General features: G+C 69.0%; 28 protein-coding genes. 17 read left to right on the plus strand and 11 right to left on the minus strand.

The genetic code is table 11. From position 1 onward, the window contains the following. Window positions 1-46 precede the first annotated feature (46 nt). On the minus strand, window positions 47-364 hold the full coding sequence (locus tag Q9G87_RS11745) for a hypothetical protein (protein ID WP_305916305.1): 318 nt from the start codon (window positions 362-364) through the stop codon (window positions 47-49). Window positions 365-607: 243 nt separating this feature from the next. Between Q9G87_RS11745 and Q9G87_RS11750 the strand changes: the two genes are divergently transcribed. The 4 genes from Q9G87_RS11750 to Q9G87_RS11765 are packed head-to-tail and all read left to right on the plus strand — an operon-like array spanning window position 608 to window position 5,193. Continuing rightward, window positions 608-1,063, plus strand: coding sequence for a glycoside hydrolase family 15 protein (locus Q9G87_RS11750; protein ID WP_305916306.1), 456 nt, complete (start codon window positions 608-610; stop codon window positions 1,061-1,063). Beyond that, a complete protein-coding gene (locus Q9G87_RS11755) occupies window positions 1,060-2,430 on the plus strand; it encodes a glucose-6-phosphate dehydrogenase (RefSeq protein WP_305916307.1) in 1,371 nt (456 codons plus the stop codon). Before Q9G87_RS11750 ends, Q9G87_RS11755 begins: the two co-directional genes overlap by 4 nt. Beyond that, a complete protein-coding gene (locus tag Q9G87_RS11760; protein WP_305916308.1) occupies window positions 2,430-4,199 on the plus strand; it encodes an IlvD/Edd family dehydratase in 1,770 nt (589 codons plus the stop codon). Before Q9G87_RS11755 ends, Q9G87_RS11760 begins: the two co-directional genes overlap by 1 nt. Then, a complete protein-coding gene (locus Q9G87_RS11765) occupies window positions 4,186-5,193 on the plus strand; it encodes a C-terminal binding protein (RefSeq protein ID WP_305916309.1) in 1,008 nt (335 codons plus the stop codon). The genes Q9G87_RS11760 and Q9G87_RS11765 overlap by 14 nt, the downstream gene beginning before the upstream one ends. 259 nt (window positions 5,194-5,452) lie before the next feature. On the opposite strand, the gene Q9G87_RS11770 is transcribed toward Q9G87_RS11765, so the two are convergent. After that, a complete protein-coding gene (locus Q9G87_RS11770) occupies window positions 5,453-5,869 on the minus strand; it encodes a hypothetical protein (RefSeq protein ID WP_305916310.1) in 417 nt (138 codons plus the stop codon). On the opposite strand from Q9G87_RS11770, the gene pta reads away from it, so the two are divergent. The 4 genes from pta to Q9G87_RS11790 all read left to right on the plus strand — a co-directional run bounded on the left by pta (window position 5,868) and on the right by Q9G87_RS11790 (window position 11,811). After that, window positions 5,868-7,946 carry a phosphate acetyltransferase gene (pta, locus tag Q9G87_RS11775; RefSeq protein ID WP_305916311.1) on the plus strand — a complete coding sequence of 693 codons (2,079 nt, stop codon included), beginning with the start codon at window positions 5,868-5,870 and terminating at the stop codon, window positions 7,944-7,946. The genes Q9G87_RS11770 and pta overlap by 2 nt on opposite strands. A gap of 142 nt (window positions 7,947-8,088) precedes the next feature. Further along, window positions 8,089-8,595: a PAS domain-containing protein gene (locus tag Q9G87_RS11780; RefSeq protein WP_305916312.1), complete on the plus strand. Its 507-nt coding sequence runs from the start codon at window positions 8,089-8,091 to the stop codon at window positions 8,593-8,595. Further along, window positions 8,595-9,374: a PP2C family protein-serine/threonine phosphatase gene (locus Q9G87_RS11785; protein WP_305916313.1), complete on the plus strand. Its 780-nt coding sequence runs from the start codon at window positions 8,595-8,597 to the stop codon at window positions 9,372-9,374. The genes Q9G87_RS11780 and Q9G87_RS11785 overlap by 1 nt, the downstream gene beginning before the upstream one ends. A gap of 835 nt (window positions 9,375-10,209) precedes the next feature. Next, the gene (locus Q9G87_RS11790; RefSeq protein ID WP_305916314.1) at window positions 10,210-11,811 is read left to right on the plus strand and encodes a ricin-type beta-trefoil lectin domain protein; all 1,602 of its coding nucleotides are present in this window, start codon (window positions 10,210-10,212) and stop codon (window positions 11,809-11,811) included. Window positions 11,812-11,986: 175 nt separating this feature from the next. Here Q9G87_RS11790 and Q9G87_RS11795 read toward each other — a convergent pair whose 3' ends face one another. Together Q9G87_RS11795 and Q9G87_RS11800 are read right to left on the minus strand one after the other, a co-directional pair. Next, entirely contained in the window at window positions 11,987-12,130 is a 144-nt protein-coding gene (locus Q9G87_RS11795; protein ID WP_305916315.1) for an SDR family oxidoreductase, read from the minus strand. 18 nt (window positions 12,131-12,148) lie between these two features. Further along, window positions 12,149-12,358 carry a hypothetical protein gene (locus Q9G87_RS11800; protein WP_305916316.1) on the minus strand — a complete coding sequence of 70 codons (210 nt, stop codon included), beginning with the start codon at window positions 12,356-12,358 and terminating at the stop codon, window positions 12,149-12,151. Window positions 12,359-12,699: 341 nt separating this feature from the next. Between Q9G87_RS11800 and Q9G87_RS11805 the strand changes: the two genes are divergently transcribed. Then, entirely contained in the window at window positions 12,700-13,596 is an 897-nt protein-coding gene (locus Q9G87_RS11805) for a neutral zinc metallopeptidase (protein WP_305916317.1), read from the plus strand. 106 nt (window positions 13,597-13,702) lie between these two features. On the opposite strand, the gene Q9G87_RS11810 is transcribed toward Q9G87_RS11805, so the two are convergent. Then, window positions 13,703-16,789, minus strand: a complete 3,087-nt coding sequence (locus tag Q9G87_RS11810) for a BTAD domain-containing putative transcriptional regulator (protein ID WP_305916318.1) — start codon at window positions 16,787-16,789, stop codon at window positions 13,703-13,705. A 72-nt stretch (window positions 16,790-16,861) separates the two neighbouring features. Between Q9G87_RS11810 and Q9G87_RS11815 the strand changes: the two genes are divergently transcribed. The 3 genes from Q9G87_RS11815 (at window position 16,862) to Q9G87_RS11825 (ending at window position 19,126) form a co-directional block, all read left to right on the plus strand. After that, window positions 16,862-17,452, plus strand: coding sequence for an NADPH-dependent FMN reductase (locus Q9G87_RS11815; RefSeq protein WP_305916319.1), 591 nt, complete (start codon window positions 16,862-16,864; stop codon window positions 17,450-17,452). Next, the gene (locus tag Q9G87_RS11820; protein ID WP_305916320.1) at window positions 17,449-17,994 is read left to right on the plus strand and encodes a dihydrofolate reductase family protein; all 546 of its coding nucleotides are present in this window, start codon (window positions 17,449-17,451) and stop codon (window positions 17,992-17,994) included. Before Q9G87_RS11815 ends, Q9G87_RS11820 begins: the two co-directional genes overlap by 4 nt. A gap of 313 nt (window positions 17,995-18,307) precedes the next feature. Next, entirely contained in the window at window positions 18,308-19,126 is an 819-nt protein-coding gene (locus tag Q9G87_RS11825; RefSeq protein WP_305916321.1) for a GNAT family N-acetyltransferase, read from the plus strand. On the opposite strand, the gene Q9G87_RS11830 is transcribed toward Q9G87_RS11825, so the two are convergent. Together Q9G87_RS11830 and Q9G87_RS60640 are read right to left on the minus strand one after the other, a co-directional pair. Beyond that, window positions 19,057-19,338, minus strand: coding sequence for a hypothetical protein (locus tag Q9G87_RS11830; RefSeq protein WP_305916322.1), 282 nt, complete (start codon window positions 19,336-19,338; stop codon window positions 19,057-19,059). The genes Q9G87_RS11825 and Q9G87_RS11830 overlap by 70 nt on opposite strands. Then, a complete protein-coding gene (locus Q9G87_RS60640) occupies window positions 19,260-19,586 on the minus strand; it encodes a site-specific integrase (RefSeq protein WP_371825761.1) in 327 nt (108 codons plus the stop codon). Before Q9G87_RS60640 ends, Q9G87_RS11830 begins: the two co-directional genes overlap by 79 nt. Here Q9G87_RS60640 and Q9G87_RS11835 point away from each other — a divergent pair. After that, on the plus strand, window positions 19,494-19,742 hold the full coding sequence (locus Q9G87_RS11835) for a hypothetical protein (RefSeq protein ID WP_305916323.1): 249 nt from the start codon (window positions 19,494-19,496) through the stop codon (window positions 19,740-19,742). The two genes, Q9G87_RS60640 and Q9G87_RS11835, sit on opposite strands and share 93 nt — an antisense overlap. Window positions 19,743-19,754: 12 nt before the next feature. On the opposite strand, the gene Q9G87_RS11840 is transcribed toward Q9G87_RS11835, so the two are convergent. Continuing rightward, the gene (locus Q9G87_RS11840; protein WP_305916324.1) at window positions 19,755-20,396 is read right to left on the minus strand and encodes a TetR/AcrR family transcriptional regulator; all 642 of its coding nucleotides are present in this window, start codon (window positions 20,394-20,396) and stop codon (window positions 19,755-19,757) included. A gap of 112 nt (window positions 20,397-20,508) precedes the next feature. On the opposite strand from Q9G87_RS11840, the gene Q9G87_RS11845 reads away from it, so the two are divergent. The 3 genes from Q9G87_RS11845 (at window position 20,509) to Q9G87_RS11855 (ending at window position 23,842) form a co-directional block, all read left to right on the plus strand. Next, window positions 20,509-21,324 (plus strand): SDR family NAD(P)-dependent oxidoreductase, encoded by an 816-nt coding sequence (locus Q9G87_RS11845; protein ID WP_305916325.1) that lies wholly within the window; start codon window positions 20,509-20,511, stop codon window positions 21,322-21,324. Between the two features lie 205 nt (window positions 21,325-21,529). Beyond that, window positions 21,530-22,309 (plus strand): ErmE/ErmH/ErmO/ErmR family 23S rRNA (adenine(2058)-N(6))-methyltransferase, encoded by a 780-nt coding sequence (erm, locus tag Q9G87_RS11850; protein ID WP_371825762.1) that lies wholly within the window; start codon window positions 21,530-21,532, stop codon window positions 22,307-22,309. 1,026 nt (window positions 22,310-23,335) lie between these two features. Continuing rightward, the gene (locus Q9G87_RS11855) at window positions 23,336-23,842 is read left to right on the plus strand and encodes a hypothetical protein (protein ID WP_305916327.1); all 507 of its coding nucleotides are present in this window, start codon (window positions 23,336-23,338) and stop codon (window positions 23,840-23,842) included. 123 nt (window positions 23,843-23,965) lie between these two features. Here Q9G87_RS11855 and Q9G87_RS60645 read toward each other — a convergent pair whose 3' ends face one another. Both Q9G87_RS60645 and Q9G87_RS11865 read right to left on the minus strand, forming a co-directional pair. Beyond that, window positions 23,966-24,421 carry a glycosyltransferase gene (locus Q9G87_RS60645; protein WP_371825759.1) on the minus strand — a complete coding sequence of 152 codons (456 nt, stop codon included), beginning with the start codon at window positions 24,419-24,421 and terminating at the stop codon, window positions 23,966-23,968. 489 nt (window positions 24,422-24,910) lie between these two features. Then, window positions 24,911-26,095, minus strand: a complete 1,185-nt coding sequence (locus tag Q9G87_RS11865; RefSeq protein WP_305916329.1) for a DUF2786 domain-containing protein — start codon at window positions 26,093-26,095, stop codon at window positions 24,911-24,913. A gap of 166 nt (window positions 26,096-26,261) precedes the next feature. On the opposite strand from Q9G87_RS11865, the gene Q9G87_RS11870 reads away from it, so the two are divergent. Then, window positions 26,262-26,456 (plus strand): hypothetical protein, encoded by a 195-nt coding sequence (locus Q9G87_RS11870; RefSeq protein WP_305916330.1) that lies wholly within the window; start codon window positions 26,262-26,264, stop codon window positions 26,454-26,456. A gap of 28 nt (window positions 26,457-26,484) precedes the next feature. Here the strand turns inward: Q9G87_RS11870 and Q9G87_RS11875 are convergent. After that, the coding region (locus Q9G87_RS11875) for a hypothetical protein (RefSeq protein ID WP_305916331.1) at window positions 26,485-26,773 on the minus strand (289 nt) is incomplete at its 5' end.

The following is a 26,773-nucleotide window of genomic DNA, read 5'->3' on the forward strand; positions in this document are numbered from 1 at the left end:
TGGCGTCGGACCGTCATCGGCGTGCCCGGCCTACGCGGCTGACGCATTATTGCAGGGTGAGGGGCCTGGTCACGACCAGGTCCCAGTCGTCCTCGTCCGCGACGTCCATCCAGGCGATCAGCGGCCGGCCGTCGGCCCGGACCACCATGGCAGCGCCGACTCGGCCCGCGACGTCATCGGGCAAATCTCGGACGGGCCGCCCGATGCGTGCCCGGGCACAGGCGGGATCGTCGCAGGAGATCACGAAGATCCAGCCGGTTTCGCGGTCGAAGCGCAGCACAACGGGGCGGTCGTCGGGCCCCACGCCCGCAATGAGATCACGGCCGTCGTCCAGGTAGCTGTTCGTTTCAGAGGGCTGTTTCACTCAGCCACCCGTTTGCACCGACCTACGAAACGGTGTTCACCCTGGATGCGTTCGGCCGGAGGCAGTGCTTCATAGGCGTTCGCTTATGAAACCGGTAGACGCGTCATTGCGCGGGGTCCGCGGACAGTCCACGGGGAAGAGCCCGAAGTTAAACGCCGAGATCGACGGGGTAGAGCTGGGCATGTCTGCGGCGTTCTCGGCGACGCTGGAGACGCTGGACATGGGGGAACATTCGGGGGCACGATGCAAGCGTTCGGCACGTCCGGGCCGATCGCGACCTGGCGCGCCACCGCCGAGAAGCTCCGCCGGCTCATCCTGGACCAGTCCTGGGACGAGGAGGCACAGTGCCTGAGCGAGGCCACCACCGCGGCCATCGCCGAACGCCTGTCGGCCGGTGACGGCCTGCACTACCGCTACCTGCACGATCACTCACCCGACGGCCTGCCCGGCGCCGAGGGCGCCTTCGTGCTGTGCAGCTTCTGGCTGGTCGACAACCTGATCCTGCACAGCCACATGGGCCGGGCCGAGGAGCTGAACGCGTCGCTGTGCGCCCGCGCCAACCCCGTCGGGCTGCTGCCCGAGCAGATCGACCCGGCCACGGGCGCGTTCATGGGCAACTTCCCGCAGGCGTTCAGCCACATCGGGATCATCGCCAGCGGCGTCAACCTCGTACGAGTGAAGGCAGGCATGACGGCATGATCAACCGGCTCATCGTCTTCGGCGCCACCGGCGACCTCAATGCCCGCTATCTGCTGCCGGCCCTGGCCGCCCTGCGCGCGGCCGGACACCTCGCCGACCGGTTCGAACCCACCTGCGCCGACCGGCAGAACTGGACCGACGAGGAGTTCCGCCGCTGGGCGTCCGCCCAGCTCGACCGGCACGCCGCGACGGAGCCCGGCGAGGCCAGGAAGGCGATCGCCGACTCCGCCCGATACCAGCAGGCGGACGCCACCAACGCCGCTGACATCGCCTCGCTCGTCGCCGGTGACGGGCCCGTCGCCGTCTACCTCGCCCTCCCGCCGGCGATCTTCCCCGGCGCGGTCGCCGCCCTCGGCGCCGCGAACCTGCCGCCGGGCAGCCGGATCGTGCTGGAGAAGCCGTTCGGCGAAGACCTCGACAGCGCGGTGGAGCTGAACCGGCTGCTGATGGGGGTCGTGCCCGAGCAGGCCGTGTTCCGCGTCGACCATTTCCTGGCCATGACGACCGTCCAGAACGTGCTCGGCAGCCGGCTGGCCAACCGTGTGCTGGAGCCCATCTGGAACAGCGCGCACATCTCCGAGGTGGAGATCGTCTGGAACGAGACCCTGGCCCTGGAGGGCAGGGCGGGCTACTACGACGGGGTCGGGGCGCTCAAGGACATGGTGCAGAACCACCTGCTGCAGGTGCTCTGCCTGGTAGCCATGGAACCGCCGCTCAGCCTCGGCGAGCGCGACCTGCGCGACCGGAAGATCGACGTGCTGCGCTCGGTACGCCTTCTGACGGACGACGATGTCGTACGCCGCACCCGCCGTGCCCGCTATCTGGCCGGCCGCATTGGAGATCGTGACGTTCCCGCCTACGCCGAGGAGGAGGATGTGGACCCGGGGAGACGTACCGAGACCTTCGCCGAGGTAGTGCTGGAGCTCGAAAGCTGGCGCTGGTCCGGCACGACCTTCCGGCTGCGCACCGGCAAGGCGCTCGGCCATGACCGCAAGGAGGTCGCCGTACGGTTCCGGCCCGTGCCGCACCTGCCCGCCGGTTTCGACGAGGAGGCGGCGCCCAACGTGCTGCGCTTCGGTCTGGAGCCGGAGAGCATGACCCTGGCGCTGACCGGTGTCGGCGCCGGGGCGCACAACCTCACCCCGCTCACCCTCGCCGCGCAGCCGACGCCCCCCGAGCTGCCTGCCTACGGCCGGCTGTTGCTGGACGTGCTGCACGGGAACGCCGCCCTGTCCATCCGCGGCGACGAGGCCGAAGAGGCCTGGCGGGTCCTCGCACCGGTCATGTCGGCCTGGTCCAGGGACCTGGTGCCGCTTGTTGAATACCCGGCCGGATCGGACGGGCCTGCCCCGGTCAGGGGCAGCTGATGCCGTCGACGGAGCGCGCCACAGGCGGCCTGCGCAGCCAGGCCTGGTGGGACAACGCGGGCAATCCGGAGATGACGGCTCTGTATCTCGAACGTTTTCTCAACTTCGGGCTGACCCCGGCCGAACTCCAGTCCGGCCGGCCGATCATCGGCATCGCCCAGACGGGTAGCGACCTCGTTCCCTGCAACCGCCACCACCTCGCCCTGGCCGACCGGGTCAGGGACGGGGTCCGCGACGGCGGGGGCATACCGCTCGAGTTTCCCGTCCATCCGCTGCAGGAGACCGGTAAGCGCCCGACTGCCGCCCTGGATCGCAACCTCGCCTACCTCGGGCTGGTCGAGGTGCTCTACGGATATCCCCTCGACGGAGTCGTTCTGACGACAGGCTGTGACAAGACCACGCCCGCGTGCCTGGCCGCAGCGGCCACGGTGAACATCCCGGCGATCGTCCTGTCCGGAGGGCCGATGCTCAACGGCTATCACCAGGGCCGGCGGATGGCCGCCTCGGGGTCAGGGCTGGTGATCTGGCAGTCCAAGCGGATGCTCGCCACCGGGGAGATCGACTACGACGAATTCATGGCGCGCGTGGCCGCTTCCGCGCCCAGCATTGGTCACTGCAACACGATGGGCACCGCGCTGTCGATGAACAGCCTGGCCGAGGCCCTGGGCATGTCCCTACCCGGTTGCGCGGCGATCCCGGCCCCCTACCGCCGGCGAGCGCAGATGGCCTACGACACAGGCCGCCGGGCGGTGGACCTCGTGCGCGAGGACCTCACCCCGCGTAAGATCATGACCTGGCAGGCCTTCGAGAACGCGATCGTGGTCGCCGCGGCCATCGCAGCATCCACCAACGTGCCCATCCACATCAACGCCATCGCGCGACACGTCGGGGTGCCACTGTCCATCCAGGACTGGCAACGCGTCGGAGCCGACATCCCGGTGCTGGCGAACGTCGCCCCCGCCGGTGAGTTCCTCGGTGAGGACTTCTACCGCGCCGGCGGCGTCCCCGCCGTCATGCGGTCGTTGCTGGCAGCAGGGCGCCTGCACGGCGACTCCGTGACCGTCTCCGGCCGTACCGTGGCCGAGAACCTGGCGGATGCCCCGCCCTCCGATCCGACGGTCATCCGTCCCTTCGACGAGCCGCTCGCCGCGCGCGGCGGACTTCTCATCATGACGGGCAACCTGTTCGACTCCGCGGTCATGAAGACCTCGGTCCTCACCGGCGACCTCCCCGCGGTGTCCGACTATCGCTGCATCGTCTTCGACGGGCCCGAGGACTACCATGCCCGCATCCAAGATCCCGAACTGGGCATCGACGAAGGCTGCATCCTCGTCATCCGCTACACCGGGCCGATCGGCTATCCGGGATCGGCCGAGGTCGTGAACATGGAGATCCCCGCCGCACTGCTCCGGCGGGGCGTCACCAGGTTGCCCACACTCGGTGACGGCCGCCAGAGCGGCACCTCGGACGCGCCGTCCATCCTCAACGCCAGCCCCGAGGCCGCGGCCGGTGGCAATCTCGCCATCCTGCGCACCGGCGATCGCATCCGTATCGACCTGGACAACGCGCGCGTCGACGTCCTGCTGCCGGATGAGGAGATCGCCGCGCGGTGGGCCCACTACACACCTCCGGTATTCGACAACCAGACGCCGTGGCAGGAGATCTACCGCTCCACGGTCGGGCAGCTGGACAGCGGGGGCTGCCTGGAACTCGCCCTGTCCTACCAGGATCTCGTACACACCAAGGGGATTCCCCGTGACTCGCACTGACGCCAGAGGCACTATCATGATCGCCGACTCCGACTTCGGCGACGTGGACATCGAACGCGAGATCGTCGAGGGCGCCGGATTCCAGCTCCTCGCCGCACAGTGCAAGAGCGAGGACGAGGTGATCGAAAAGGGGCGGGACGTCGATGGCGTCCTGACCCAGTACGCTCGGGTCGGTTCCCGTGCCATTGACGCGTTCACCCGTTGCCGGGTGATCGCTCGCTATGGCACGGGCGTGGACATCGTCGACGTCAACGCCGCGACCCGGCGGGGCATCCAGGTCACGAACGCGCCGAACGAGTGGTGCGCCGAGGAGGTCGCCGACCATGCCGTCGCGCTCTGGCTCGCCGCCGCCCGCAAGATCTGCGCATACGACCAGGCGACCCGGCAGGGCGTCTGGCAGTGGCAGAGCGGGGAGCCGATCTGGCGGCTGCGGGGACGGGTGTTCGGGCTGCTGTCCTTCGGCTCCATCGCACAGCTCATCGCCGAACGCGCGAGAGCATTCGGCGTCGAGGTCTGGACGTACGACCCGTTTCTTGACGAGTCCGAGATCCGATCGCGCCAGGTGCGGCCGGTGTCCTTCGACGAACTCGTGGAAGGCGCCGACTACCTGGTGATCCAGGCGCCGCTCACCCCCAGGACACACCACACCTTCGACCGTACGACGCTCCGCAGGATGAAACCGACCGCCATCCTCATCAACACCGCGCGCGGCCCGATCGTGGAGGATGCGGCGCTCTACCAGGCACTCACCGAGGGATGGATCGCCGGCGCAGCACTGGACGACCTTGAGGAGGAGCCCGCGAAACAGCGCGGCTGGCGCCCCCGCAACCCCCTGTTCACGCTGCCCAACGTGATCGTCACGCCCCACGCCGCCTACTACTCCGAGCAGGCCATCACGACAGTGCGGCGTATCGCCGCAGAAGAGGCCGTACGGGTTCTGACCGGGCAACGCGCCCGTAGCCCGGTCAATGAGGTGACGGCCGACTCTCCTTGAGGAACCCGGGTAGGAGATCGCTGGTAGGGACAGCGCGACAGCTTTCGTCAAAGTTCCTTCCGCGCATCGCCGCACTCCCACCACACACTCGACCGCGCTCCATTCGCCGGACGGCCCCCTCCGAGACGTTCCAGGGCGGCGTTCTACCAGGGGTCGTCCTCATCGAAGTCCTGCTCCTCGTCGCGGCATCGGGGGTCGCGTAGTTGCCGGATGGCGGTGCTGGCGGGGCCAGATGGCCCGGGTTTCCTCGGGCCGGAGGTCAGACGATGCGGGTGGCAACGTTGCTGCGGTCCTTGGGGAAATCGGCGGGGTGCGTGCCTGGACAGAGGCGGCGTATGCGGCGGCCACCGCCTCCCAGGTGCTCGGCTCGCAGAGCGGCTTGGATCGCCGCGGCCTTACCGGCCACGTTCTTGCGGCGGGCCCGCTTGAGAGGGCTCACATGGAGAAGGCGTAGCGGCCTTGGGGCGGTCTTGCGGGCCTGGGTGGCGCAGGATCTCCCCCACTCGGTCGGCGGTGCGGATGGTGATGGGCCGGCGGCCGTCGAGCCGCGTCCGTCGCCAGGGCGCCAGAAGCGCCCGGCGAACGCTCCCACCAGCCAGAACGGCACGGCGAGAGCGAAGACCAGCGCGATGAACGTCCCAGGAGTCCGGCGTAAGGTGCCGATAATGGTGAACATGACGCGTGCGGTGTACGTGGCGGCAGGCGAGGCCGGAAGCAACAAGGGCACGGTCGCCCTGGGCATGGTGGAGTTGCTGTCGCGGCAGGTGGAGACCGTGGGCGTGTTGCGCCCAGTGGTCCGGGCGGGACGCGAGGACAACCTGATCAACACCCTCCGGAGCAGGTTCCAGCTCGCCCTGCCCTACGAGACGTACGCCGGCGTCACCTACGACGAGGTGCACGCCGACGCCGAACGTGCGGCCGGCGACATCGTGGCCCGCTACCGTGCGCTCGCGGGGCGGTGTGACGCGGTGGTGGTGGTCGGGACGGACTACACCGACGTGGGCGCGCCTACCGAGTTCGAGTTCAACGCCAGGCTGGCAGCGGACCTGGGAACGCCGGTCCTGAGCGTGGTGAGCGGGAGAGGCAGGACGGTCGCGGAGATCGCCGCCGCGGTCGAGCTGTCGTCCCGGCAACTGGCGCAGCACCACGCCAGGGAGCTCGCGGTCGTGGTCACCCGGGCGGCTGCCGAGCACATCGCGATCGACCACCTCACGCCGGTGTTCGTGCTGCCCGAGGCCCCCTCCCTGCGCGCGCCCACCGTCGCCGACCTGCTCGGCGCCTGCGACGGCAGGTTCTTCCTCGGCGAGCGCGACGGGCTCGGCCGGGAGGCGAGCGCCCTGATGGTGGGCGCGATGTCGTTGCCCGGCATCCTGGACCGCTATACCGAGGGCGCAGCGGTGATCATCCCCTCTGATCGGGCCGCCGCGCTGCTGCCCGGGCTGATCGCGGCGCATGCCGCGCCGGGCTTCCCCACGCTGTCGGCGGTGATCATGACGGGCGGCACGGATCTGCCCGCCCCGGTGGACCGGCTGCTGCGCAGCATGGCCATTCCTCTGCCGGTCATCGCCACCGACCACGACACCTTCGACACCGCGACCCGTCTGTCGGCGGTGGAGGGCCAGTTCACGCCCGAAGCCGGTGGGAAGACCGACACGGCACTGCGGTTGTTCGCCGAGCACGTCGACGGCCGACTGCTGCTCGATCGGCTGGCCATCGCCAAGACCGACGTCGTCACTCCGCTGATGTTCGAGTACGAGCTGCTGGACCGGGCGCGTACCCGGCGCAGGCACATCGTGCTGCCCGAAGGCGAGGAGCCGCGCATCCTGCGCGCGGCAGACGTTCTGCTGCGCCGTGGCGTGGCCGAGCTCACCCTGCTCGGCGACGAGGAACGCATCCGGGAGCAGGCTGCCCAACTCGGCCTGGATCTGGAGCAGGCCAGGGTGCTCGACCCGTTCGACGCGCAGCTGCGCGAGCGGTTCGCCGGCGAGTACGCCAGAGTCCGGGCGCACCGGGGGATGACCGTCGAGCTGGCCCGCGACACCGTCACCGACGTGTCCTACTTCGGCACGCTGATGGTGCACACCGGCATGGCCGACGGCATGGTCTCGGGCGCGGCGCACACCACCGCGCACACCATCAGGCCGGCGTTCGAGATCCTGCGCCTGGGACTGGTCTCCAGCGTGTTCTTCATGTGCCTGGCCGACCGGGTGCTGGTGTACGGCGACTGCGCGGTCAACCCCGACCCGACCGCCGAGCAGCTCGCCGACATCGCGATCTCCTCGGCCCGCACCGCCGCCCTGTTCGGCGTCGACCCCAAGATCGCCATGCTGTCGTACTCGACGGGCGCCTCGGGCGCCGGCGCCGACGTCGACAAGGTTCGCACCGCAACCCTGCTGGTCCGCGAGCACCGTCCCGACCTGCTGGTGGAAGGGCCGATCCAGTACGACGCCGCGGTCGATCCCTCGGTGGCGCGGACGAAGATGCCGGACAGCCAGGTGGCCGGGCGCGCCACCGTCTTCGTGGTGCCCGACCTCAACACCGGCAACAACCTCTACAAGGCTGTCCAGCGCAGCGCAGGCGCCGTCGCGGTGGGACCGGTGCTCCAAGGACTGCGTAAGCCCGTCAACGACCTGTCCCGCGGTGCCACCGTCGCCGACATCGTCACCACCGTGGCCATCACGGCCGCGCAAGTACGCGACGACGAACCGAACGCCGGCCGCGGGGGCGCGGTGGAAACGGCGATACGCCATTGACGGCAGACATCGAGCACCCGCGATCGGCGCCTGTCATGCGTGCCCGGTGGGGCCACGGCTCCTCGCAAAATCTCCGTGAAGCGGCGTCCTGCCCCAGGTCTTATCTGTGATGACCAGGCAAAACGCCTTATAGGGTGCATGTATGGGCAGGTTTACCAGCCCGCACAGGACCGGCACACGACAATCGATCAGTCCGTGGATTGACTACGCGGCGCTGTTCTCCGCCACGCCGTCCCCTTGCCTGGTGCTGGACCCGGACCTGGTGATCGTCGATGTGAACCAGGCCTACCTGCGCGCGACCGGCCGTACCGCCGAGGACCTGATCGGGCAGCACATCTTGGCCGCATTCCCCGATAACCCCGGCGATCCCAACGCCGACGGGGTGCAGAACCTGCGCGCCTCGCTGCACCGGGTGCTGGCCTCCCAGAAACCGGACAGTATGGGGCTGCAGAAGTACGACATCCCCCTCGCCGGCTCCCCTGGAACGTTCGAGGAACGCTGGTGGTGCCCGATCAACACCCCCGTCCTGGCGCCGGACGGGAGGCTGTCGTGGATCATTCACCGGGTCGAGGACGTGACGGAGCTGGTCCGCTCTGCGGTCCGGAGCGGGCCGCAGACGGCCGCGGGGCGAGGCTGCGGGAGGAGGTGATGCAGGCCGAACTCTATGCCCGGGCACAAGAACTCCAGCGGTTGTATGCGGAACTGCGCCAGGCGCACGCCCGTGAACGCCAGGTCGCGCTCGCCCTTCAGGAGGCCATGCTCCGCTGCCCCGATCTGGACCTGCACCCCGACATCGCGGTCCGTTATCTGCCCGCGGTGGGAATGCTGAACGTCTGCGGCGACTGGTACGACGTCGTCGACCTACCGGACGGCTGCTTCGCCGTCGCGGTCGGCGACGTCGTAGGTCACGGTCTGGAAGCCGCCACGACCATGGGGATGCTGCGCAGCGCGCTGAGCGCCGCGATCCGCGCCGTGCAGGAGCCGGCCGCGGCGCTGGAAGTGCTCGGCCTGTACGCCCGTTCGCTTGACGGGGCGCTGGCCACCACGGCGGTCAAGGCCGTGATCGACACCACACGATGCCGCATCACCTACAGCAGCGCCGGCCACCTACCGCCCGTCCTGCTCCACCGCGACGGGGCTTGTGTGCTGCTGGAGGAGGCCACCGATCCTCCGCTGGGCGCCCGCCCCGAGCACGTCACCCGCCCGCAGGCAGAATTGCCCTACACGGCCGGCGACACCCTCGTCCTGTACACCGACGGGCTCATCGAACGCCGCGGCCGGGACATCGACGTCGGATTGGCATGCCTGACCGACGCGCTCGCCCGATCCAGCCGGCTCGACCCCGAACACCTCGCCGATGCCCTCCTGGCCGAGCTTGATGTCAGCAGCGCCCGCGACGACGTCGCCCTGCTCGTCGTTCGCCTGTAGAAGGGCGATGTTGCCCGCGTTCCATGAGGGATCGTGCCTTCAGGCAGTGACCACGCACGCCCGTCCCGACGCCGGGGCGTGCTTGGGGGGGCTTGTCCGCCGCGAGGGCGGGCGTGGCGACGGCGGTGGTCAGGAGACCGATCGCGACCGTCGACAGGGCGCTCCACATGAGCCCCCGGCTGCGTACACCCTTGCTGCTGACCACGAAATTCCGGAGTCGGCCGGACCGTCGTTCGGCAGCACAACGGCGCTGGCCGGCGGGCAGCCTGGCCTTGCGTGGCAGTCGTGTGCGCGCCTCGGCGCGTTAAGCCATTCAACTCTTCAATCGGTGACGTGAGCACGGGCGGCACCGCCCGGCCGTGGGCCGGAGAGCTGCGCGCATGCCCCCGTACGCGGCCCGCTGACTGCGCCGCAGCGCGTGTGACGTGCGCCCGGAGCGGCTCGCCGGTGCTGACCGTCAACTGACTGATGTGCCGGGTGTCGGCCGCGAACGACAGTGAGACGCACCCCAACAGCTGACGACCTGAACTTCAGCGAGAGGAACGTCATGAAACGTTTTCTGATCATTCTCGCGGCCGGTGTGCCGCTGGCTGCGGCGATGTCTCGACGACGCCCTGCGCGAGGCCCGTACGGACCTGGCCGAACTCGACCGGCTCACCCGGGCGCTCACCGAGGCCCCGGGCGACGCCGCTTTGCTTCTTTTCTCGGCGATGTGTTAGCGCTAACTTGGGCTTGGTAGACGGATTTCTCTCCGGGCGGGCGTCAACGATCACGCCGTGAGCGTGCACAAACCGGCAGTGCCGCCGGTCCATGGTGCATGCCCTCAAGGAGAACCATGACAAGCACCACGTCTCGTCGTGCCCGCTCGACCGCGCGCGACTACGCCAGGCACCAGGACCATCTCGGCCGGATCGGCCGACGCGACCTTCCGGCCCGTGAGCAGACCACCGCGACGACGCACGAGAAAGGTTCCCTCATGGACACATCCCGAGCCAGGCGGCTGCTCGCCGGACTGGCAGCCCTGGTGCTCCTGCCGATCACCGCGGTGAGCTTATGGACGACGCCCGCAGCGGCCGCGACCAGTCAGTTCCGCGGCATGAACTGGGCGGTGCTGGGCGACAACTTCAGCACCGGCCCGCTCGTCGTCGACGGGCTGAGCGGCTCCGACAGCTACGCCACGGTGCAGGCCAAGGCCAACGCGCTGTACGACGACATGCAGTCGACACTCGGCGTGAACACGGTCCGGCTGCCGATCAACACCCACACCGTCGGCACCACCTGGTGGAACGCCTACCGCGGCGCCGTCGACGCCGCCACGGCGCGCGGGTGGAAGGTCATCCTCGCGTACTGGGAGGACGGCGCGGCCTCCGGGGGCCGCATCACCAACCTGTCGGCGTGGAACTCGATGTGGTCGACCGTGACCTCCCAGTACGGATCGAACAGCCTCGTGTACTTCGAGCCGATGAACGAGCCGCACGGCTACAGCTCGGCCGAGTGGCGCAACCTCGCCGCCGACTGGCTGGACTACCACTACTCGGCCCCGTCGAACCGGGTGCTCGTCGGCGGTACCGGCTACAGCCAGGACCTCCGTGACCTGTGCAACGACTCGCGTTTCGCCGGCACGCTGTTCTCGTTCCACCACTACGCGTTCTTCTACTCGGCGAACACGTACGACGGCTGGAGGTCCCACGTCCAGACCCGCCTTGGCAACTGCGCCTCGCGGGCGGTCGTCACCGAGTTCGGGGCTCCGATGAACAACGGCCTGAACTACGCCGACGCGAACAGCACGGACAACTTCGTTCGCCACATCCGCGCCGTCACCCAGGTGATGCGGGACAACGCCATGGGCGGCACCTACTGGCCGGCCATCGGCGGCAAGCCCGGCGACATCGGCTACGACTGGTACTCGATGTACGCCAGGAGCGGCAGCGGCACCGACCTCAACCTCACGATCCGCAACCAGTCCGGCGCGAACCGCCTGCGCTACGGCTGGGGCGACGCCGTCGACGGCGGCGGTGGCGCAACGACGACCCAGATCGTCAACCAGAACTCCGGCAAGTGCGTCGACGTCCTGCAGGGCTCGACCGCGAACGCCGCCGAGATCATCCAGTACACCTGCACCGGGGCCGCCAACCAGCAGTGGCAACTGCGCGATCTGGGCAACGGCTACCACAACATCGTGGCGCAGCACTCCGGCAAGTGCCTCGACGTGAACAACGCCTCCACCGCGGACAACGCGGCCGTCATCCAGTACACGTGCGGCAGCGGCACCAACCAGCAGTGGCAACTCCGCACCGTGTCCGGCACGAGCTACGTCGAGATCGTCGCCCGGCACTCGGGCAAGTGCCTCGACGTGTCCGGCCAGTCGACGGCAAATAGCGCTCGCCTCCAGCAGTACACCTGCTGGGGCGGCGCCAACCAGCGCTGGGACGCTTAAGCACGTGATCACGAAGGCATCGGGCCACCGGGGGCGCGTAGTCTACGTGATCCTGGACGGCTGAAGGCTGTCAATACTCCGTCCACTGCCGCACGGGTGTCCGGGGGATGCCGCGCAGGCCCAGCTCGCGGGCCAGGACGCGGGTGATCTGCTCGACCGCGCCCTTGCTGGCCGTTTACACCGCGCTGCCGGGCGTGGCCTGCACGGTGCCGAGGATGGACAGGTTGACGATGCGGCCGCCATCGGGCATGCGCCGGGCGGCTGCCCAGCTGGCGAAGAAGACGGCCTTGGCATTGACAGCCATCAGGCGGTCCCACATCTCTTGGCAGGCGCGGGATCACCCTTGCTTGCGGGAGGGCACCTCTATCCCGCGTGCCCGCAAGGAGTCGGCCACCTTCGCCAGGAGCTTGAGAAGCGCGTCTCGCCTTTTCAGCCTGTTCGGCGACGTGCACCATGGGGACGAAAAGGAACGCAATCGCCGAGCCTGGCGCCGGAAGGTGAGAACGGCGAACTGGACGCCGATGATGCTGGTCTCGATGAACTGCATCGCTCCCTTCCTCCGCAGGCCGCCCTGCAGATCAACGATCAGCACTCGAACAGGCGTTCCGAGGCTTGTGGTCCACGGTGTGTCCCTGGTCTCCAGTCATGGTTCGGGGCGGCCAATCGGAGCCAGGACGACGGTCAAGTGAGCATGTCCCGGCTCGCCGAATGCTCCAGCATGTCGTTAAAGAGGCGGATCGACTGGGTCAAGAGCCATCGACATGGCCGAACCCGGCTGCCAACCATGAGGGGACGGCCGCTTCATTGGCGGTCTGCACATCTCGGAAGGAGATCTCCGCAACCCGAAAGGCGAAGACGCAGGTCGTAGCCCTGGGAAAAGGAGATGGAATGAACGAGAAGCAACGGCTCATGTTGCTCGGCCCGGCATTTCTTGCCGCTCTCGCTTATGCGTCACCGGCGCTGGCCGCCGAAACGCCCACCGAATCCGAATCCACAGCCGCACCCGCTACGGAAAGCCGGGCAGGGACGGGTACGGGGGCGAGGCCGACCGAACCCGACCCCGCAGACCAGTCCAGCGACTCGGAATCCCAGTCCAGCGACTCGGAATCCCAGTCCAGCGACTCGGATTCGGCTCCGGACTCGGCTCCCGGCTCCACCGCCGACGAGGAACCGTCCGAGCTGACGATCCTGCAGCAGCCCGGCGAGTCCACGTCCATCCCGCAGACGCGCCTCCGTATGGGCAAAACCGAAAGGGACGCGGTGCAGATCGTCAGCTCATTCTGGGAGAAAAACATCACCGGCCGGTACAAGCCTCCCACGGTGTGGGGCCCGTACCATCCCGCTGATCCGCCCATGTGCGGTGACGAGCGGCTGAAGCCGAACAACGTTTATTACTGCTCCTCGGACGACTACATCGCCTGGGACAAGAACTACATCAAAGGAAACCCGGAGCGGGACGGAAACACCTTTCCCTACGTGGCGATCGCTCACGAATGGGGACACGCCATCCAAGAGCGGCTCCGCCCGCACCAGAGAGCCCAGATGGGCTACCGCTACGAGCTCCAGGCTGACTGCTTCGCCGGCGCGGCACTCATCGGATCCCTCTATCAGGGTCGACTCGAATGGGATCGCAGAGATCCAGAGAGGATTGCCAACGCTCTCGAAAGCATCTCCGACGATCTTCCCGAAGCGGACATAGATCATCACGGCACTGCTGAACAGCGCATCGACGCATTCGAGCGGGGTAAGCATGGCACCCAAGCCTGCCTCGCCAAGCAGCCCTAACCCTCCCTCATCAACCGATCATCCGTGGCGGGCGATGCGAGAGACGGCGCAGCGCCCGCCACTCCGATGCTGTCATTGTTCCCCGCCCTCCCGGACCACGACGTGCTCATGTGATCGTCTCGTCCAGGGTCTGGTGGCGGCCGGCGGTGTATTCAGTGGTGAAGATCTCTTCGCCCAGGATCTGGCGACAGGTTGCGGCGATTCTGTCGGCGTCGGCACGTTCCGCTGGGGACTGCGGGAGGGCGGTGGCCTCGCGGGACGCAGCAGCCGCGCCGAGGAGCCGGGCGGCGTGGGCGTGGGCGCCCGCGAGGGCCACGGCCCCGGCCAGGCCCTCCGTGGCGGAGATCGCGCTGTGCGGGGCGTCGAGCTTGCGTGCCGCGCTGTACGCCTCCAGGTGCAGGGCGCGGGCGGCCTCGGCGTCGCCGCGTTCCTCGGCGGTGAAGCCCAGTTCGACCAGGACCATCGAGAGGTACAGGGGCTCGGCGCCGCCTCCTGACTTCGCCCGCCGTACCAGGTTGCCGAGGTGTTCCTCGGCGAGATCGAGCTCGCCCTGCCTGCGGGCGGCGTAGCCGAGGCCGATCTCGGCGAGGATCTCGCCGCCCGCGTAGTCCTGTTCCGTGGCGAGGCGGAGGGCGCGCTCGCACAGCTTCCAGGCCTTCGCGTAGTCGCCCAGTTGCACGTGGGTCCAGCCGAGCCAGGCGAGTTGACCGCTGACCTCCGGCCACAGGCCCAGCTCCTCCGCCATGTGCACACCTTCCTCGTGCAGCCTGGCGGCGCGGTCGGTGTCGCCGGTCAGTTCTGCCAGGCCGCCCAGCCAGCCCGATGCCTGCAGTTGACCCCATCGGTCGCCGAGGTCGGCGAACAACTCCGCGCTTCTGGTCGCTGCCCGCTCGAGTCCGGTCAGGTCGCCGCGTACGTGCGCGAACTGGGCGCGAGTGCTCAGCGCCGCCGCCTCACCCCACCGGTCGCCCGCGGCGCGCAGGGCCTCCAGAGCCCTGTCGAGCAGGTCTTCAGCCGCTTCCATCTCACCCAGGTTCACCAGCGCGAAGGCCAGGAACCACGCGGCCCTGGCCCGCTCGCCCAGCTCTCCGGCGAACACCTCCGCTGCCTGCTCCCGGCGTGCCACCCACTCGGCACTCCCGCCCTTCAGAACGGAGATGCCCATAAGCCACGCCATCGCCACAGACCGCACCCCGCCATCCGCCGCGGTGAGGGCGGTTTCGAGTGAGCGACTGGCTTCGGTCGGGCGACCGCGGAGGTACCAGTACCAGGTGAGGGCACTGGCGAGACGGAGGGTCAGGTCCGGGTGAGCGCCGTCCACGACGGCGCGGAGGTTGGCGGCCTCCGCGTCGAGCAGGCCAAGCCACTGGCGCTGGTCGGGGCCGTAGAGGTGGGGGGCGGCTCGTTCAGCGAGATCGGTGTAATAAGCATGGTGGCGGTGCCGTACCTCATTCAGGTCGCCCGCCTCTCGCATGCGTTCCACGCAGTAAGCGGCGACGGACTCCAGCAGGCGGAACCGGTTTCCCGCCCTGGCCACCAGCGACCTGTCGACGAGGCGGGCGAGCAGGTCGAGGACGTCATCGGCGGCCACGACGTCGCCGGGGCACACGGCCTCCGCCGCCTCCAGGATGCACCCGTCGGCGTGTACGGCCAGGCGGCGCAGCACGAGCCGCTCCTGCTCGGTCAGCAGCTCCCAACTCCAGTCGATCATGGCGGTCAGCGTCTTCTGGCGGGGAGGCGCACCCCGATGCCCGGTCGCCAGCAGCCTGAAGCGGTCGTCCAGCCGCTCCACCAGGCCGTCTACGCCCAGCGCCCGCACCCTGGTGGCGGCCAGCTCCAACGCCAGCGGGATCCCGTCCAGCCGCTTGCACAGCAACGAGACGGCGGGGGCGGTCGAGTCGTCGAGCCGGAAATCGCTCTGTGCGGCCGCCGCCCTGGCCGCGAACAACCGGACCGCGCTGTCCTGCTCCAGCGGCGGCACGTTCCACACCACCTCGCCAGGCAGCGCCAGCGGCTCCCTGCTCGTCGCCAGGATTCGGAGTGCCGGCGCTGCCCGCAGCAGCGCCTCCGCCAGATCCGCCACCTGGTCCACGACGTGCTCGCAGTTGTCCAGCACCAGCAGCACCCGCCGGTTGCGCAGCGCACGCGCCAGCCGGTCGCGTGCCGAGAGCGGCTCGCCGCCCGGGTCGCGGATCTCCATGACCGCCATCACGAGCTCGGCCACCTCGCCGGACCGGGGCATGGAGGCCAGCTCGACCAGCCAGACACCGTCGGCGTGGGCGGAGACCAGCCGGCCCGCCGTCTCCACGGCCAGCCGCGTCTTGCCCACCCCGCCGGACCCGCAGAGCGTCACCAGCCGATTCGCCCCGAGCTGTGCGGATACCGCGGCCAATGACTCGTCCCGTCCGATCAGCTCGGTGAGCGGAGCGGGCAGGTTGGTGGCGTGCCGTACCGCTGGAGCGAGGTCAGGGTCCTGGGCGAGGATGGCCCGCTGCAACTCGGCCAGCTCGGGGCTGGGGTCCAGGCCGAGCTCCTCGCCGAGCCGTTCGCGCAGGTCGGCGTAGCTGTCCAGTGCCTCGCTCTGCCGTCCGGCCCGATACAGGGCCTTCAGGTGTACGGCACGCAGTCGCTCACGAAGCGGATGCCGCGCCACCAGGTCGGTCAGCTCCCCGGCGAGCAGGGCGTGTTCTCCCAGCTGCAGCCGGGCCTCGGCGTGCGCTTCCACGGCGGTCAGGCGCTGCTCCTCCAACCGGGCGATCGCCGCCCTGGCGAACTCCTCGTCGGCGAAATCGGCAAACGCCGGGCCCCGCCACAGGGCCAGCGCGTCGGCCAGCAGCGCGGCCCGCGCTCCCGGGTCTTTCGCCGCTTGGGCCTGCTTGGTGAGCTCGGTGAACCGGCGCGCGTCCACGGCGTCCGCCTCCACCTGCAGCAGGTAGCCTGCGGGCCGGTGCGCCACCAGCTTCCGATCGCCCAGCGCCTTGCGCAGCTGCGAGACCCTGACCTGCAGCGTGGCCGATGGATTGGCGGGGGCGTCGTCTCCCCACAGGTCGTCGACCAGCCGGTCGGCCGACACCGGGTGGCCCTCGTGCAGGAGCAGGTCGGCCAGGATCGCGCGGACCTTCAGCCCACGGATCGTGACGGGCACGCCGTCCGCGTCCCACACCATCAGCGGGCCAAGCACCCCAAACCGCATGACCGTCACCCTATGCCGGAGCGGTAAGAGCGGTGGAAGGAACCGGTAAGGGCCGCCCAGCACAGTAGTCACATGGCAAGCAACGAACGGCTGCGGGTGGCGGTGATCATCGGTAGCACCAGAAGCGGCAGGTTCGGCCCGACGGTGGCCGAGTGGTTCGCCGCCCAGGCCCGCAGGCGAAGGGAGCTGGAGGTCGACGTCGTCGATCTGGCCGAGGCGCGGCTGCCCGAGGTCCTCACCGACGAGGACGAGGAGCTGCCTGCCGAGGTGCGGGCGCTGGCTCCGCGGCTGGCCGCGGCGGATGGCTTCGTGGTGGTGACCCCCGAGTACAACCACAGCTTCCCCGCACCGCTCAAGACCGCCATCGACTGGTACTACGCGGAGTGGCAGGCCAAACCGGTCGCCTTCGTGTCGTACGGCAGAGAGTCGGGCGGCCTGCACGCGGTCGCCCAGCTCCGTGAGATCTTCACCGTGCTGCGGGCGGTGGCCGTCACCGAGGCGGTCAGCCTGCCCTGCTACTGGGATCTCTTCGACGCCGACGGCTCCTGGCCCAAACGGGGCGCGAGCTGCCATGCGGCGGCCGGAATCACGCTTGACCAGCTGTCATGGTGGGCCCGTACGCTGCGGGACGCCAGAAACGATTACCAATGGAGAGAACAATGAGGAAAGTCATCGCTTCGACCTTCACCACGCTCGACGGCTACATCGACGAGCCGCAGAACTGGTCGTTCGACTACCGGACGGACGATGCCACCCAGTACGCCCTGGACCTGATGCGCAGATCGGACGCCCTGCTGGCGGGGCGGGCCACCTACGAGGGGTTCGCGTCGGTCTGGCCGACCAGGCCCAGCGACGAGTTCTCCGACCGGATCAACGGCATGCACCATTACGTGGTCAGCGACACCCTGGAGAAGGCCGACATCTGGGGCACCTCCACCATCATCAGGGGCGAGAACCTCGTCGAGGAGGTCACCAAGCTCAAGCAGCAGGCGGGCGGCGACATCATCATCTACGGCAACGGGCAGCTGACCGACGCGCTGTCGCAGGCCGGGCTGCTCGACGAGTACCACCTGTGGGTGCACCCCCTCATCCTCGGTGAGGGACAGCCGCTGTTCAGGCGTGAGTCGAAGGCCAAGCTGAAGCTGCTGGAGAACAAGACGTTCAGCTCCGGCCTGGTCATCCTGGTCTACCAGCCTGAGCAGTAGACCAGGATGATCATTGCGAGCGGTGGACCATGGCCCGTACTCGATGGGCAGGTCGCGCCACGGGCTACCGGTACGAAACCCCACACCACCGCGTTGATCTGCCGCCGCAGATCCGGAATCGGGCCTCACTCACCCAGCGGCAGGTGAGGCTCGATCATGGACCACTCCTCGTCGGTGAGGTCTCCGCGCGTCATGGCGAAGGCCTGCCAGAACCGCAGACCGGAGCGCAGGCCGTCTCTGCGATCTCGACTCCGTACAGGCTCTGGTACTTCCGGGGCTGTGCCGGAGTAGCCGACAGAGTAGGTTCTCGCCTGTGAGTGATATTCGACTTCTCGGTCCCGAGGAACTGCCCCTGTGCCAGCGGCTCGAAAGCGATCGCGAGTGGTCCACCGACGAGGCCAAATGGCGGCTGATGTTCGAGACGGGCGAGGTCTACGCCGTCGACGCGGCCGACGGCGACGGCCTGGCCGGGTGCGTCGTGGTGACCCGCTACGGCGACTCGCTGGCCGACGTCGGCATGATGCTGGTCGCCAGCAGGTACGGCAGGCAGGGGCTCGGCACGCGGCTGATGGAGCACGCCCTGGAGGCCGCCGGAGACCGCATCGTGGAGCTGACCGCGACCCGGTTCGGGCGCCCCGTCTACGAGCGGCTGGGCTTCCGGCCCACGGGCAGCCTCACGATCACTATGGGCCCGATGGAGGGGGCGGCGGGGTCGTCCGGAGTCCGCGTGGCGACACCGGACGACCACTCCGCGCTCCTCGACCTGGACGCCGAGGTCACCGGGGCCGACCGGAGCAAGGCGCTGACCGTCCTGCTGGCTAGGGCCGAGCGCACGATCGTCACCGACGGCGGCTTCGCCGTGGCCTGGAACGCCGGGCCCCACCGTGTCATCGGCCCCGTCGTCGCGCCCTCGGAGGAAGCCGCCCGCGAGCTCATCCTGGCCGCCGCCCACGGCGCCGACCGCGACGTGCGGATCGACCTGCTGGACGCCTACCCGGGCCTGCGCCCGTGGCTCACTGGGCTGGGGCCCACCGAGGGACCCGCGGCCCTGCCGACGATGGTCTACGGCGCCCACCGCCACCCGGGCGACCGCGGGCGATACGTCGCGCCCATCCTCATCTCGATGGGCTGACCGGCCATCAGGTCGGCCGCCGCCCAGGCGAAGACGCGGACCCGCGCGGACCTGCCCGCCGCCTCGAACAGCACCCGGTCGCGTAGCCGGTCCAGCGGCGTCTCCTTGCGCGGCCGCCGTGAGCAGATCGCGGTCAGCACCTTGACGACGTCGGCGGCCGCGGCCGGGCGCGGCAGGCTCTTGGGCACCTTGACCGTGTCGATGCGGTCCATCGGGTTGGCGGCCAGGAGGTCGTGCCGGACCGCCCACTTGGCGAAGGAGCGACGGCGGCGCGCTTGCGCTTACGGCTGGCTGGCGACAACTCGGCGAGCTCGGCCAGGAACGCGCGAACCGGCACGGCGGACAGTGCGCCGATCTCCTCCCCGTGGTGAGCGGCGAAGGCGATCAGGTCGCCGCGGTAGGCGCGCCGGGTGTGCGCGGAGGCGCCGGCGTTGGCCAGATCGGTGAGGAAATCGTCCAGGTGCCGGGCGAGCGGGTGTGCGCGGCCGAGCTGCTCGGCGATGACCGGATCCACCGTGCCGACCTCCACTATCCGCCCGGTTGCCAGATAACGGTTATCCCGCAACCGCGGGCACGCCGCCCCCGACTGGAAGCTCCGGTCGCTCTGGCCCGCTGACGCCACTGGCCGTCAGTTCTCCAGCTTCCCGGAGTCCTCACCGTCCATGAGCTGGCCGATGTCCGGCCGCATGGCTTTGAGGAAGGCCTCGACGAGGGCGTCGGCGTACTGCGGGGTGAGCGGGCCGGAGCGCAGCAGCCAGCGCTGGTAGAGGGGCGCGTACAGCAGTTCGAGCGCCAGGTCGAGGTCGGCGTCGGCGGCGAGTTGCCCGGTTCGCTGCGCGCTGCGAAGCCGGGCCTTTTTGGCCTCGTCGACCGGGCCGGCCAGCTTCTCGAGGTACTGGGCGGCCAGGGCGGGGTCGTTGATGATCTCGGTGTTGAGCGCGCGGATTGGCCGCTCGAAGGCCGGATCAGCGAACTCGGCCACCGTCGCCCGCATCACCACCTTGAGGTCGGCCTCTAGGTCGCCGGTGTCGGGCAGCGCCATGTCCTGCTGCGGCCCGCCCTCGCTGAGCACCAGGAAGGCGTCCAAGACCACCGCGCCCTTGGACGGCCACCAGCGGTAGATGGTCTGCTTGCCCACGCTGGCCCGGGCCGCGATGGCCTCGATGGTCAGCTTGGCGTACCCCACCTCGGAGACCAGCTCGCGGGCCGCGGTGAGGATGGCTTGCCGGGAGCGCTCGTTGCGGCGGGCGGGATTGGGCTGCTTGGCCATGCCCCGGATCGTACCATTCCGTAAGACGAGACGTTCCGTCTTGACACATCGCGAGGCGAGACGTACCGTCTTTCCTCGTAGCAACGGACCCGAGCAAGAGAAGGTGGAGCCCATGACCCGGGTATGGTTCATCACGGGCGCGTCACGAGGACTGGGCCGGGCGTTCGCCGAGGCGGCGCTACAAGCGGGCGACCGGGTGGTCGCGGCCGCCCGCAACGTTGAGCCGCTCGCCGACCTCGCCCGGAAATATCCCGACGGCTTGGTACCGCTGCCGCTCGACGTCACCGACCGCGCGGCCGTGTTCGAGGGCGTGGAGCGGGCGGTCGCGGCCTTCGGCAGGCTCGACATCGTGGTCAACAACGCCGGCGTCATGCTCCTGGGCATGCTGGAGGAGGCCACGGAGGAGCAGATTCGGGCCCACTTCGACGTCAACCTGTTCGGCGCGATCTGGGTCACCCAGGCCGTGCTGCCGCACCTGCGCGCCCAGGGTGGCGGGCGGATTCTGCAGGTCACGACGATGGGCACCGGCGGCGGCTTCCCGATGGTCGGCCTGTACGCGGCCGGCAAGTCGGCGCTCGACTCGGTCTCCGAGGCCGTGGCCATGGAGGCTGAGCAGTTCGGCATCAAGCTCACCATCGTCCAGATGGGCGGCTACGACACCGGCCTGTTCACCACGGGCACCACGATGACCACGCCCGACCCGCACTACCAGGAGCTGCGCGACAAGCTGATCAAGATGTGGGGCGATGAGGCCGGTCCCGCCCCCGACACCGCCGCCCCCGTAATCATGGAGCTGGCCGGCCTGCCGGAGCCGCCCCGGCGTCTCATCGTCGGCGCCGCGTCCTACGACATGGTTCAGCAGGACCTTCAGGAGCGGGTGACGAAGTACCACGCCTGGGAGCACCTCAGCCGCAAGGCGCCCGGATGACCTGCACGCAGGACAAACAGCGTGGCGGCCAGGGGCGCCGCCGTGACCCCGAGGAAATCGTGTACATCCCGGCCAGGAGCGCGACCGCGTCCCCGGCCGTCAAGGACGCCCATCGTGGGCCGGCCGGGGCGCCCCTGTCGAAACACCTTGAAAGGGCGGCATTGTGACGCGAGGTCATGCCTTCGCCGACCGTCCACCCGTCCTGATCACGAGCAAAGCCGGCGGTGCCCGCACCCCCGTGGACCGAGCACGGCGCACGCTCTCGCAGAACTTCTTGGTCGACCGCCACGCCATCGATCTCGTGATCAGGGCAGCCGACCCGGCAGGCCTGGTGCTGGAGCCGGGGGCGGGCGCCGGAGCGCTCACTCTGGCGCTGGCCAGGGCGGGCGCGCACGTGATCGGCTACGAGATCGACCCGCGCCTGGCCCGGCGTCTGGCCGCACGCACGCGCGGTGCCGCCGGCATCGAGGTGGCGCACCGCGACTTCACCGCCGCGCCGGCCCCCGGACGGCCGTTCGCGGTCGTAGGCAACATCCCGTACTCGGCGACGTCGAAAATAGTGAACTGGTGCCTGCGGGCGCCGTCCCTGACCTCGGCCACACTGCTCACTCAGCGCGAGTACGCCCGCAAACGCGCGGGCGGCTACGGCCGCTGGAGCCGCGTCACCGTGCAGTCGTGGCCATGGTTCCACTGGAGGCTCGGCCACACGGTGGGCCGGGAGTGCTTCCGGCCGATACCGTCGGTCGACTCGGCGATCCTGCGGATCGAGCGCAGGCACGAACCGCTGGTGCATGGCCGCCGCACCTACCAGGAGCTGGTCGAGCTGGGCTTCAGCGGGCTCGGCGGCTCGGTGCGCGCCTCGCTGAAGACCCGTCACCGAGGAGTGGACGCCGCCCTGGCGGCGGCCGGCGTTGCCCGCGACGCCGTCGTCGGATACGTTCACCCCGACCAGTGGATCACACTGTGGCAGCGCCTATACCGATGACCCGACCTAAATGCCCAGCGCGGAATTCCCCATCCTGCGCCCCCATGCACCGGCCCTCGGGTAGAGCCTGATCGCTTCTCTGCCCGCCCACGCCCGCTGCCCCCCCGAGCTGGAATGGTCAGGCGGGCTGAGGGGGTATCGGCGGCCCGGTCAGATCCAGTCGGCGATCGCGCCCCAACTGCACGGTTCCGTACGGCGTCATGTTGGTGGTGAACAGCGGGGGTCAGGCCGCGCCGGTCGGCGTCGGTGAGCACTTCGTCCCACTCCGGGATTTTCGATCATGGGGGTCGGCTGCGTTTGCGGTGGGAACGAGATGACAGCGCCGCTGCTCCCTGGACATGGGAGGACCTGAGCTGACCGCCACGGTGAGTTACTGATATTTCGTGTCGCTCATGCTTGACAGTCTCCTGTCCCTCAACAATCTGCGGGGTTGCCGCCTCGATGAAGGGGCGGCGTCCAAGAGCGCCGCGACAGATGCCGGTCCAGGAGGAGAGGAGCGCGCCGCGTCGAGTACCTTCATGACCGGCCCCCACACGCCAGTCACGGCTACGCATGAACGTGGTGCACCAGTTGTGTGGCGTTGTCCTGCTCGACTATGCCGACGGTTGTTCCCGTCCTCGCCCGTTGAGCCTGGGGTGGCGGCTGTTGTCGCCTGACGGTCTTTACCGTCTGGGGGAGAGCGTGGGCGCAGCTTAGCGTTCTGGAGGGTTGGGATACCTGCTCTAGGTCGCAAAATCGACGGCGGGTGTGCCATCGGTGTCTGCGGGCGGGGAAGGGGCGAACGGGAGGCATCCAGGGCGTCGCCGCACGCCGACCGGCTGGGCGCTGGCGGTCATCAGTGCGGCTCCACCGAACACATGAGGTCCCAGCAGCATTCGCGCGGAGGCGAGCCGGCCGCGTCGGTCTGCGAGCCCGTGCGGGGGACACGCGCAGGTCTGGCCTGTACCGGCTGAGCCTTCGCCAAGCGCGGCGGCGGTTGGTCGCTTGAGCGGCCATGCCATACCAGACGAAAGAAGAGGATGGCCAATGAAGTTCGCCGACAGAGTCAAGAAGATCGTCGAATCCAAGCCGTTCTGCGCCGCGGCAGGCGCCGGCGGCTACGCCGTCGACCAACTGCGCAGGATGAGAACCCGCGACGTTCCGCGCACCGCCCGCGCCCTGCCGGGCAGGACGGCCGAGACCATCACCCAGGATCTGCCCGCCAAGGCCCGCAGCTACGCCGACACCGCCGCAGCGAGACTCGCCCAGGTCTACGACGACCTGGCCATCCGGGGGCGTCAGATCGTCAGCAGCGCCAGCGGCCGTGCCGCGCACGAGTTCGAGGACGTCTCCCAGGCGGCAAAGCCCAGGGCTGGCCGCGCCAACGTCCGTGGCCGCAGGCAGGAACCGGTCGTGACCCCGTCGCGGGCCGGCGCTCGGGTGCGCAGGAAGCAGGAATCGGTGGTGCAGCCGTCTCATGCCGGAGCCCAGAGGCAGGGCGCCGCGCAGGCTGGCACATCGCGTGCACGAGGCAAGTCGACACGCAAGGCCTGATCATCGAACCATCCGCCGGCCCGCCCGCCGGGTCGCTCCCGAGCCGGGCGGGCGGGGCCGGTGAGTGCGTCACGCGGGACGGTCAGGGTCGGCAGCCGGGTCCGCGCGGCACCGGCGGACCGCTCAGCGGCGGTGGTTGGAGCGGGTACTCCGCCGTGTCGTGTTGGCGGCAAGGTTGGGGAGAAGCTGCTGGTACACGCGCTCGTATGCCTCGGCCATGGTGTGCACGTCGAAGTTGCGTTCTACGTGCCGGCAGCAGGTCAACGGGTCGAGCTCGCCGGCCGCGTCAATCGCGTTAGACAGCTCCTCCGGCTTGTGGAGGGCGAAGCCGGTCCGGCCGTGGACCACGATCTCGGGCACCGAGCCCCTGGCGAGCGCTACCACCGGCGTACCACAGGCCATGGCCTCCGTTCTGGTGCCTCGGGCGGTCGCCGTGGGGGAGGCGTCCCAAACTGGTGGTCTCCCTACGGTCTCCCATCTGGGAGATTGCCGACCCGCCGACTTGGCGGGATCAAGGAACCCCCAGGTACAGCCTGGAGTGGGAGAGTAGGGCGGGTGGGACTTGAACCCACGACCCACGGATTATGAGTCGGTTCGATTAGTGCCGCTCAGTGCCAACGAGTGTTGCTTTGTACTGCTATGGTCGGGATTCTCCCCGTCGTCGTGTCGGCCCGTGCTCATATATGTCGCGCCATATCGCGTACGCGCGAGTAACCACCGAGCAACCATGCGCGCTTGACCATCGACATTATGTGCAATTTGTCCCTATCCGGGTCTGCTGTATAGGGTCATATTTTCGTGATGAGACCCGAGCTCTACGCGGATCGAACGCGTACGAGCAACCACTGAGCAGCCATCAGTCAAGGATTTCCGTCCGCGAGCCGAGACAACTGGCAGTTGATCTCGGACGTTGCGCAGCCTGCTTGACGTGCATGGATGTAGTTATCGGCAGGCGCAAGGCCAAGCGCAGTAACACGATGACGATCATGCCGTGCGTGCGAGCGACGGGGCACAAGAGAGCGCACCACCTCGATGATCTGCACGGATGCATATTCGCCACCCGGAGCGCTATCGGTCTCGCGCTCCGAGGCTGGCCTGATCGGCGGCGGTACGGCCGGCTGCCCAGCCCTCTCGGTCCCAGGACGTGCGGACCGCGTGGGAGACCAGGTTCGGGAACATGCGGTCGACCGCCTGCTCCACCTCCTGTTCGCGGGCCGCCAGCACCGGTACCAGGTCGGTGCCCCGGCTGGCGCTCTCCTGCGAGACCGCGGCCGCCGCGGCCTCGGCGAGCCGCTCCCCGATCCTGGAGGCGAACGCCGACAGGAACGACTGGCGGAACGTCTTGTTCCTCGACCGGCCGGTGCCGTGCTTCTTGGTGCCCGTGTTCACCAGCGCGGTCTGCGCCTGCACCAGCAGCGAGGTGAACAGCATCTCCACCCAGGACAGGTCCGCCCAGAACCCCAAAACGGTGGCGAATCCCAGCTCCTTCGACCAGATCACCCGGCACCGGTTGGCCTCGGCGATGAGGTTGAGCAGCACGGCCTTGGGCTGCTCGTACGGCGCGTCGATGCCGACCCGGATGCCCACCGGGGCCTCACCTCCGCCTGGCCGCGCGTCCAGCATCGCCGCGTCGATGCTGTACTTCGCCATCAAGCTCTGCGCCGCCGACGTGAACGTCTCCGCTTCCGCCTCGTACGTCGTCGACTCCGCCTTGGCAAGCAGCGCCCGCACCCGCGTGAGCGTCTTCTCGCTGACCGCGTGCGAGCGTACCTGGACCGTACGGCGAGCGGCCCCGGGCGGCGGGCCCAACGACTCCAGCCGGGGCAGCCCGGTCAGCAACCCCAGCAGTTCCAGCACATCGGAGACGGTCACCAGACGGCTCGTCCCGTCGCGCGCCTGCCGCGCTGCCAGGTAGCCGCCTTTCCACCACACCGCGGCCTCCAGGCCGGCGAGTTGGTCGCGCCAGCGCTCATCCACCGTGGTCAGCTCATAGGCCCGCATCTCCCAGGCGATGAGGTCGGCCGCCGCCCGCCCGTGCCAGTCGGTCAGCCGCCTGGCCGCGATCCTGACCACGTCGGCGGGCTGCCAGCCGTTCCGCCACAACCCCGAGATCGCATGGGTGATGGCCTCCACCAGCACGCGATCGGCGTCGTCCCGGTCGGCCAGGAAGGCGGCGGCGGAGTCGAAGGCCATCTGATCCTCGCGGACAAGCGCCTCCATCGCCGCGCTGATCAGCTCATTGACCTTACTCACACGTGCCGTCCACCTCAAAGAAAGTCCGCCAGAACTCTACCGTGACGGAGCCCCGTCCCCAGCTCACCGGTGCGGCGGAAGGTGGCGAGGTCCTGACCGACTGCGGCTGTGTCGTCGCCCTGACCAGAGCAAGCCGGCTTGAGTCCCGGTCCTCAAGCTGCGGAAAATGCTGCATGTTCGCTCTTCTGCCACCTTGGTCCAGGGCACGCTGGGGCGTGCCAGCCTCGTGCTGACCGCCGACGCCCATGTTTCGGTGCTGCCGCAGCTGTATCACGACAGCGCCAAGGCGAGCGCGCGGCTGGTGCTGAAGGCGGTCTGGGCGACCAACCGGAAGATCGGCAAGGCCCGGGAGACGACGTGACTCACAGGTGGCTCACCGTGACTCACGATCAGATGGCGCGACTACAGATCCGCATAAAGCCGCAGGCCGGCGTGGTAGGGCGGGTGGGACTTGAACCCACGACCCACGGATTATGAGAATTCTCGGTTGATGTCGCTCGGTGCCGCTGCATGTTGATTTGTATGGCTTTGGCCGGGATTCTTCCCGCCATTGAGCCCATTCCACCGTGACGCTGCAGGTCACGGGTCCGTTGCAGATCATCATCCTTGATCCGCAACGCAGATAGCCCCTGGTAGAAGGGTTGTCGACCAAGATCAACCTTCACCACCAGGGGCCTG

The organism is Nonomuraea turcica, assembly GCF_030718205.1.
GTDB lineage: Bacteria > Actinomycetota > Actinomycetes > Streptosporangiales > Streptosporangiaceae > Nonomuraea.

Coding starts and splice junctions, on each gene's coding strand:
- Q9G87_RS11750 (WP_305916306.1), top strand. CDS start 608: ATGCAAGCGTTCGGCACGTCCGGGCCGATCGCGACCTGGCGCGCCACC.
- Q9G87_RS11805 (WP_305916317.1), top strand. CDS start 12,700: ATGAACGAGAAGCAACGGCTCATGTTGCTCGGCCCGGCATTTCTTGCC.
- Q9G87_RS11795 (WP_305916315.1), bottom strand. CDS start 12,130: ATGTGGGACCGCCTGATGGCTGTCAATGCCAAGGCCGTCTTCTTCGCC.
- Q9G87_RS11780 (WP_305916312.1), top strand. CDS start 8,089: ATGGGCAGGTTTACCAGCCCGCACAGGACCGGCACACGACAATCGATC.
- Q9G87_RS11800 (WP_305916316.1), bottom strand. CDS start 12,358: ATGCAGTTCATCGAGACCAGCATCATCGGCGTCCAGTTCGCCGTTCTC.
- Q9G87_RS11815 (WP_305916319.1), top strand. CDS start 16,862: ATGGCAAGCAACGAACGGCTGCGGGTGGCGGTGATCATCGGTAGCACC.
- Q9G87_RS11840 (WP_305916324.1), bottom strand. CDS start 20,396: ATGGCCAAGCAGCCCAATCCCGCCCGCCGCAACGAGCGCTCCCGGCAA.
- Q9G87_RS11830 (WP_305916322.1), bottom strand. CDS start 19,338: ATGGACCGCATCGACACGGTCAAGGTGCCCAAGAGCCTGCCGCGCCCG.
- Q9G87_RS11855 (WP_305916327.1), top strand. CDS start 23,336: ATGAAGTTCGCCGACAGAGTCAAGAAGATCGTCGAATCCAAGCCGTTC.
- pta (WP_305916311.1), top strand. CDS start 5,868: ATGACGCGTGCGGTGTACGTGGCGGCAGGCGAGGCCGGAAGCAACAAG.
- Q9G87_RS11760 (WP_305916308.1), top strand. CDS start 2,430: ATGCCGTCGACGGAGCGCGCCACAGGCGGCCTGCGCAGCCAGGCCTGG.
- Q9G87_RS11785 (WP_305916313.1), top strand. CDS start 8,595: ATGCAGGCCGAACTCTATGCCCGGGCACAAGAACTCCAGCGGTTGTAT.
- Q9G87_RS11870 (WP_305916330.1), top strand. CDS start 26,262: ATGCTGCATGTTCGCTCTTCTGCCACCTTGGTCCAGGGCACGCTGGGG.
- Q9G87_RS11820 (WP_305916320.1), top strand. CDS start 17,449: ATGAGGAAAGTCATCGCTTCGACCTTCACCACGCTCGACGGCTACATC.
- Q9G87_RS11790 (WP_305916314.1), top strand. CDS start 10,210: ATGACAAGCACCACGTCTCGTCGTGCCCGCTCGACCGCGCGCGACTAC.
- Q9G87_RS11810 (WP_305916318.1), bottom strand. CDS start 16,789: ATGCGGTTTGGGGTGCTTGGCCCGCTGATGGTGTGGGACGCGGACGGC.
- Q9G87_RS11845 (WP_305916325.1), top strand. CDS start 20,509: ATGACCCGGGTATGGTTCATCACGGGCGCGTCACGAGGACTGGGCCGG.
- Q9G87_RS11755 (WP_305916307.1), top strand. CDS start 1,060: ATGATCAACCGGCTCATCGTCTTCGGCGCCACCGGCGACCTCAATGCC.
- Q9G87_RS11770 (WP_305916310.1), bottom strand. CDS start 5,869: ATGTTCACCATTATCGGCACCTTACGCCGGACTCCTGGGACGTTCATC.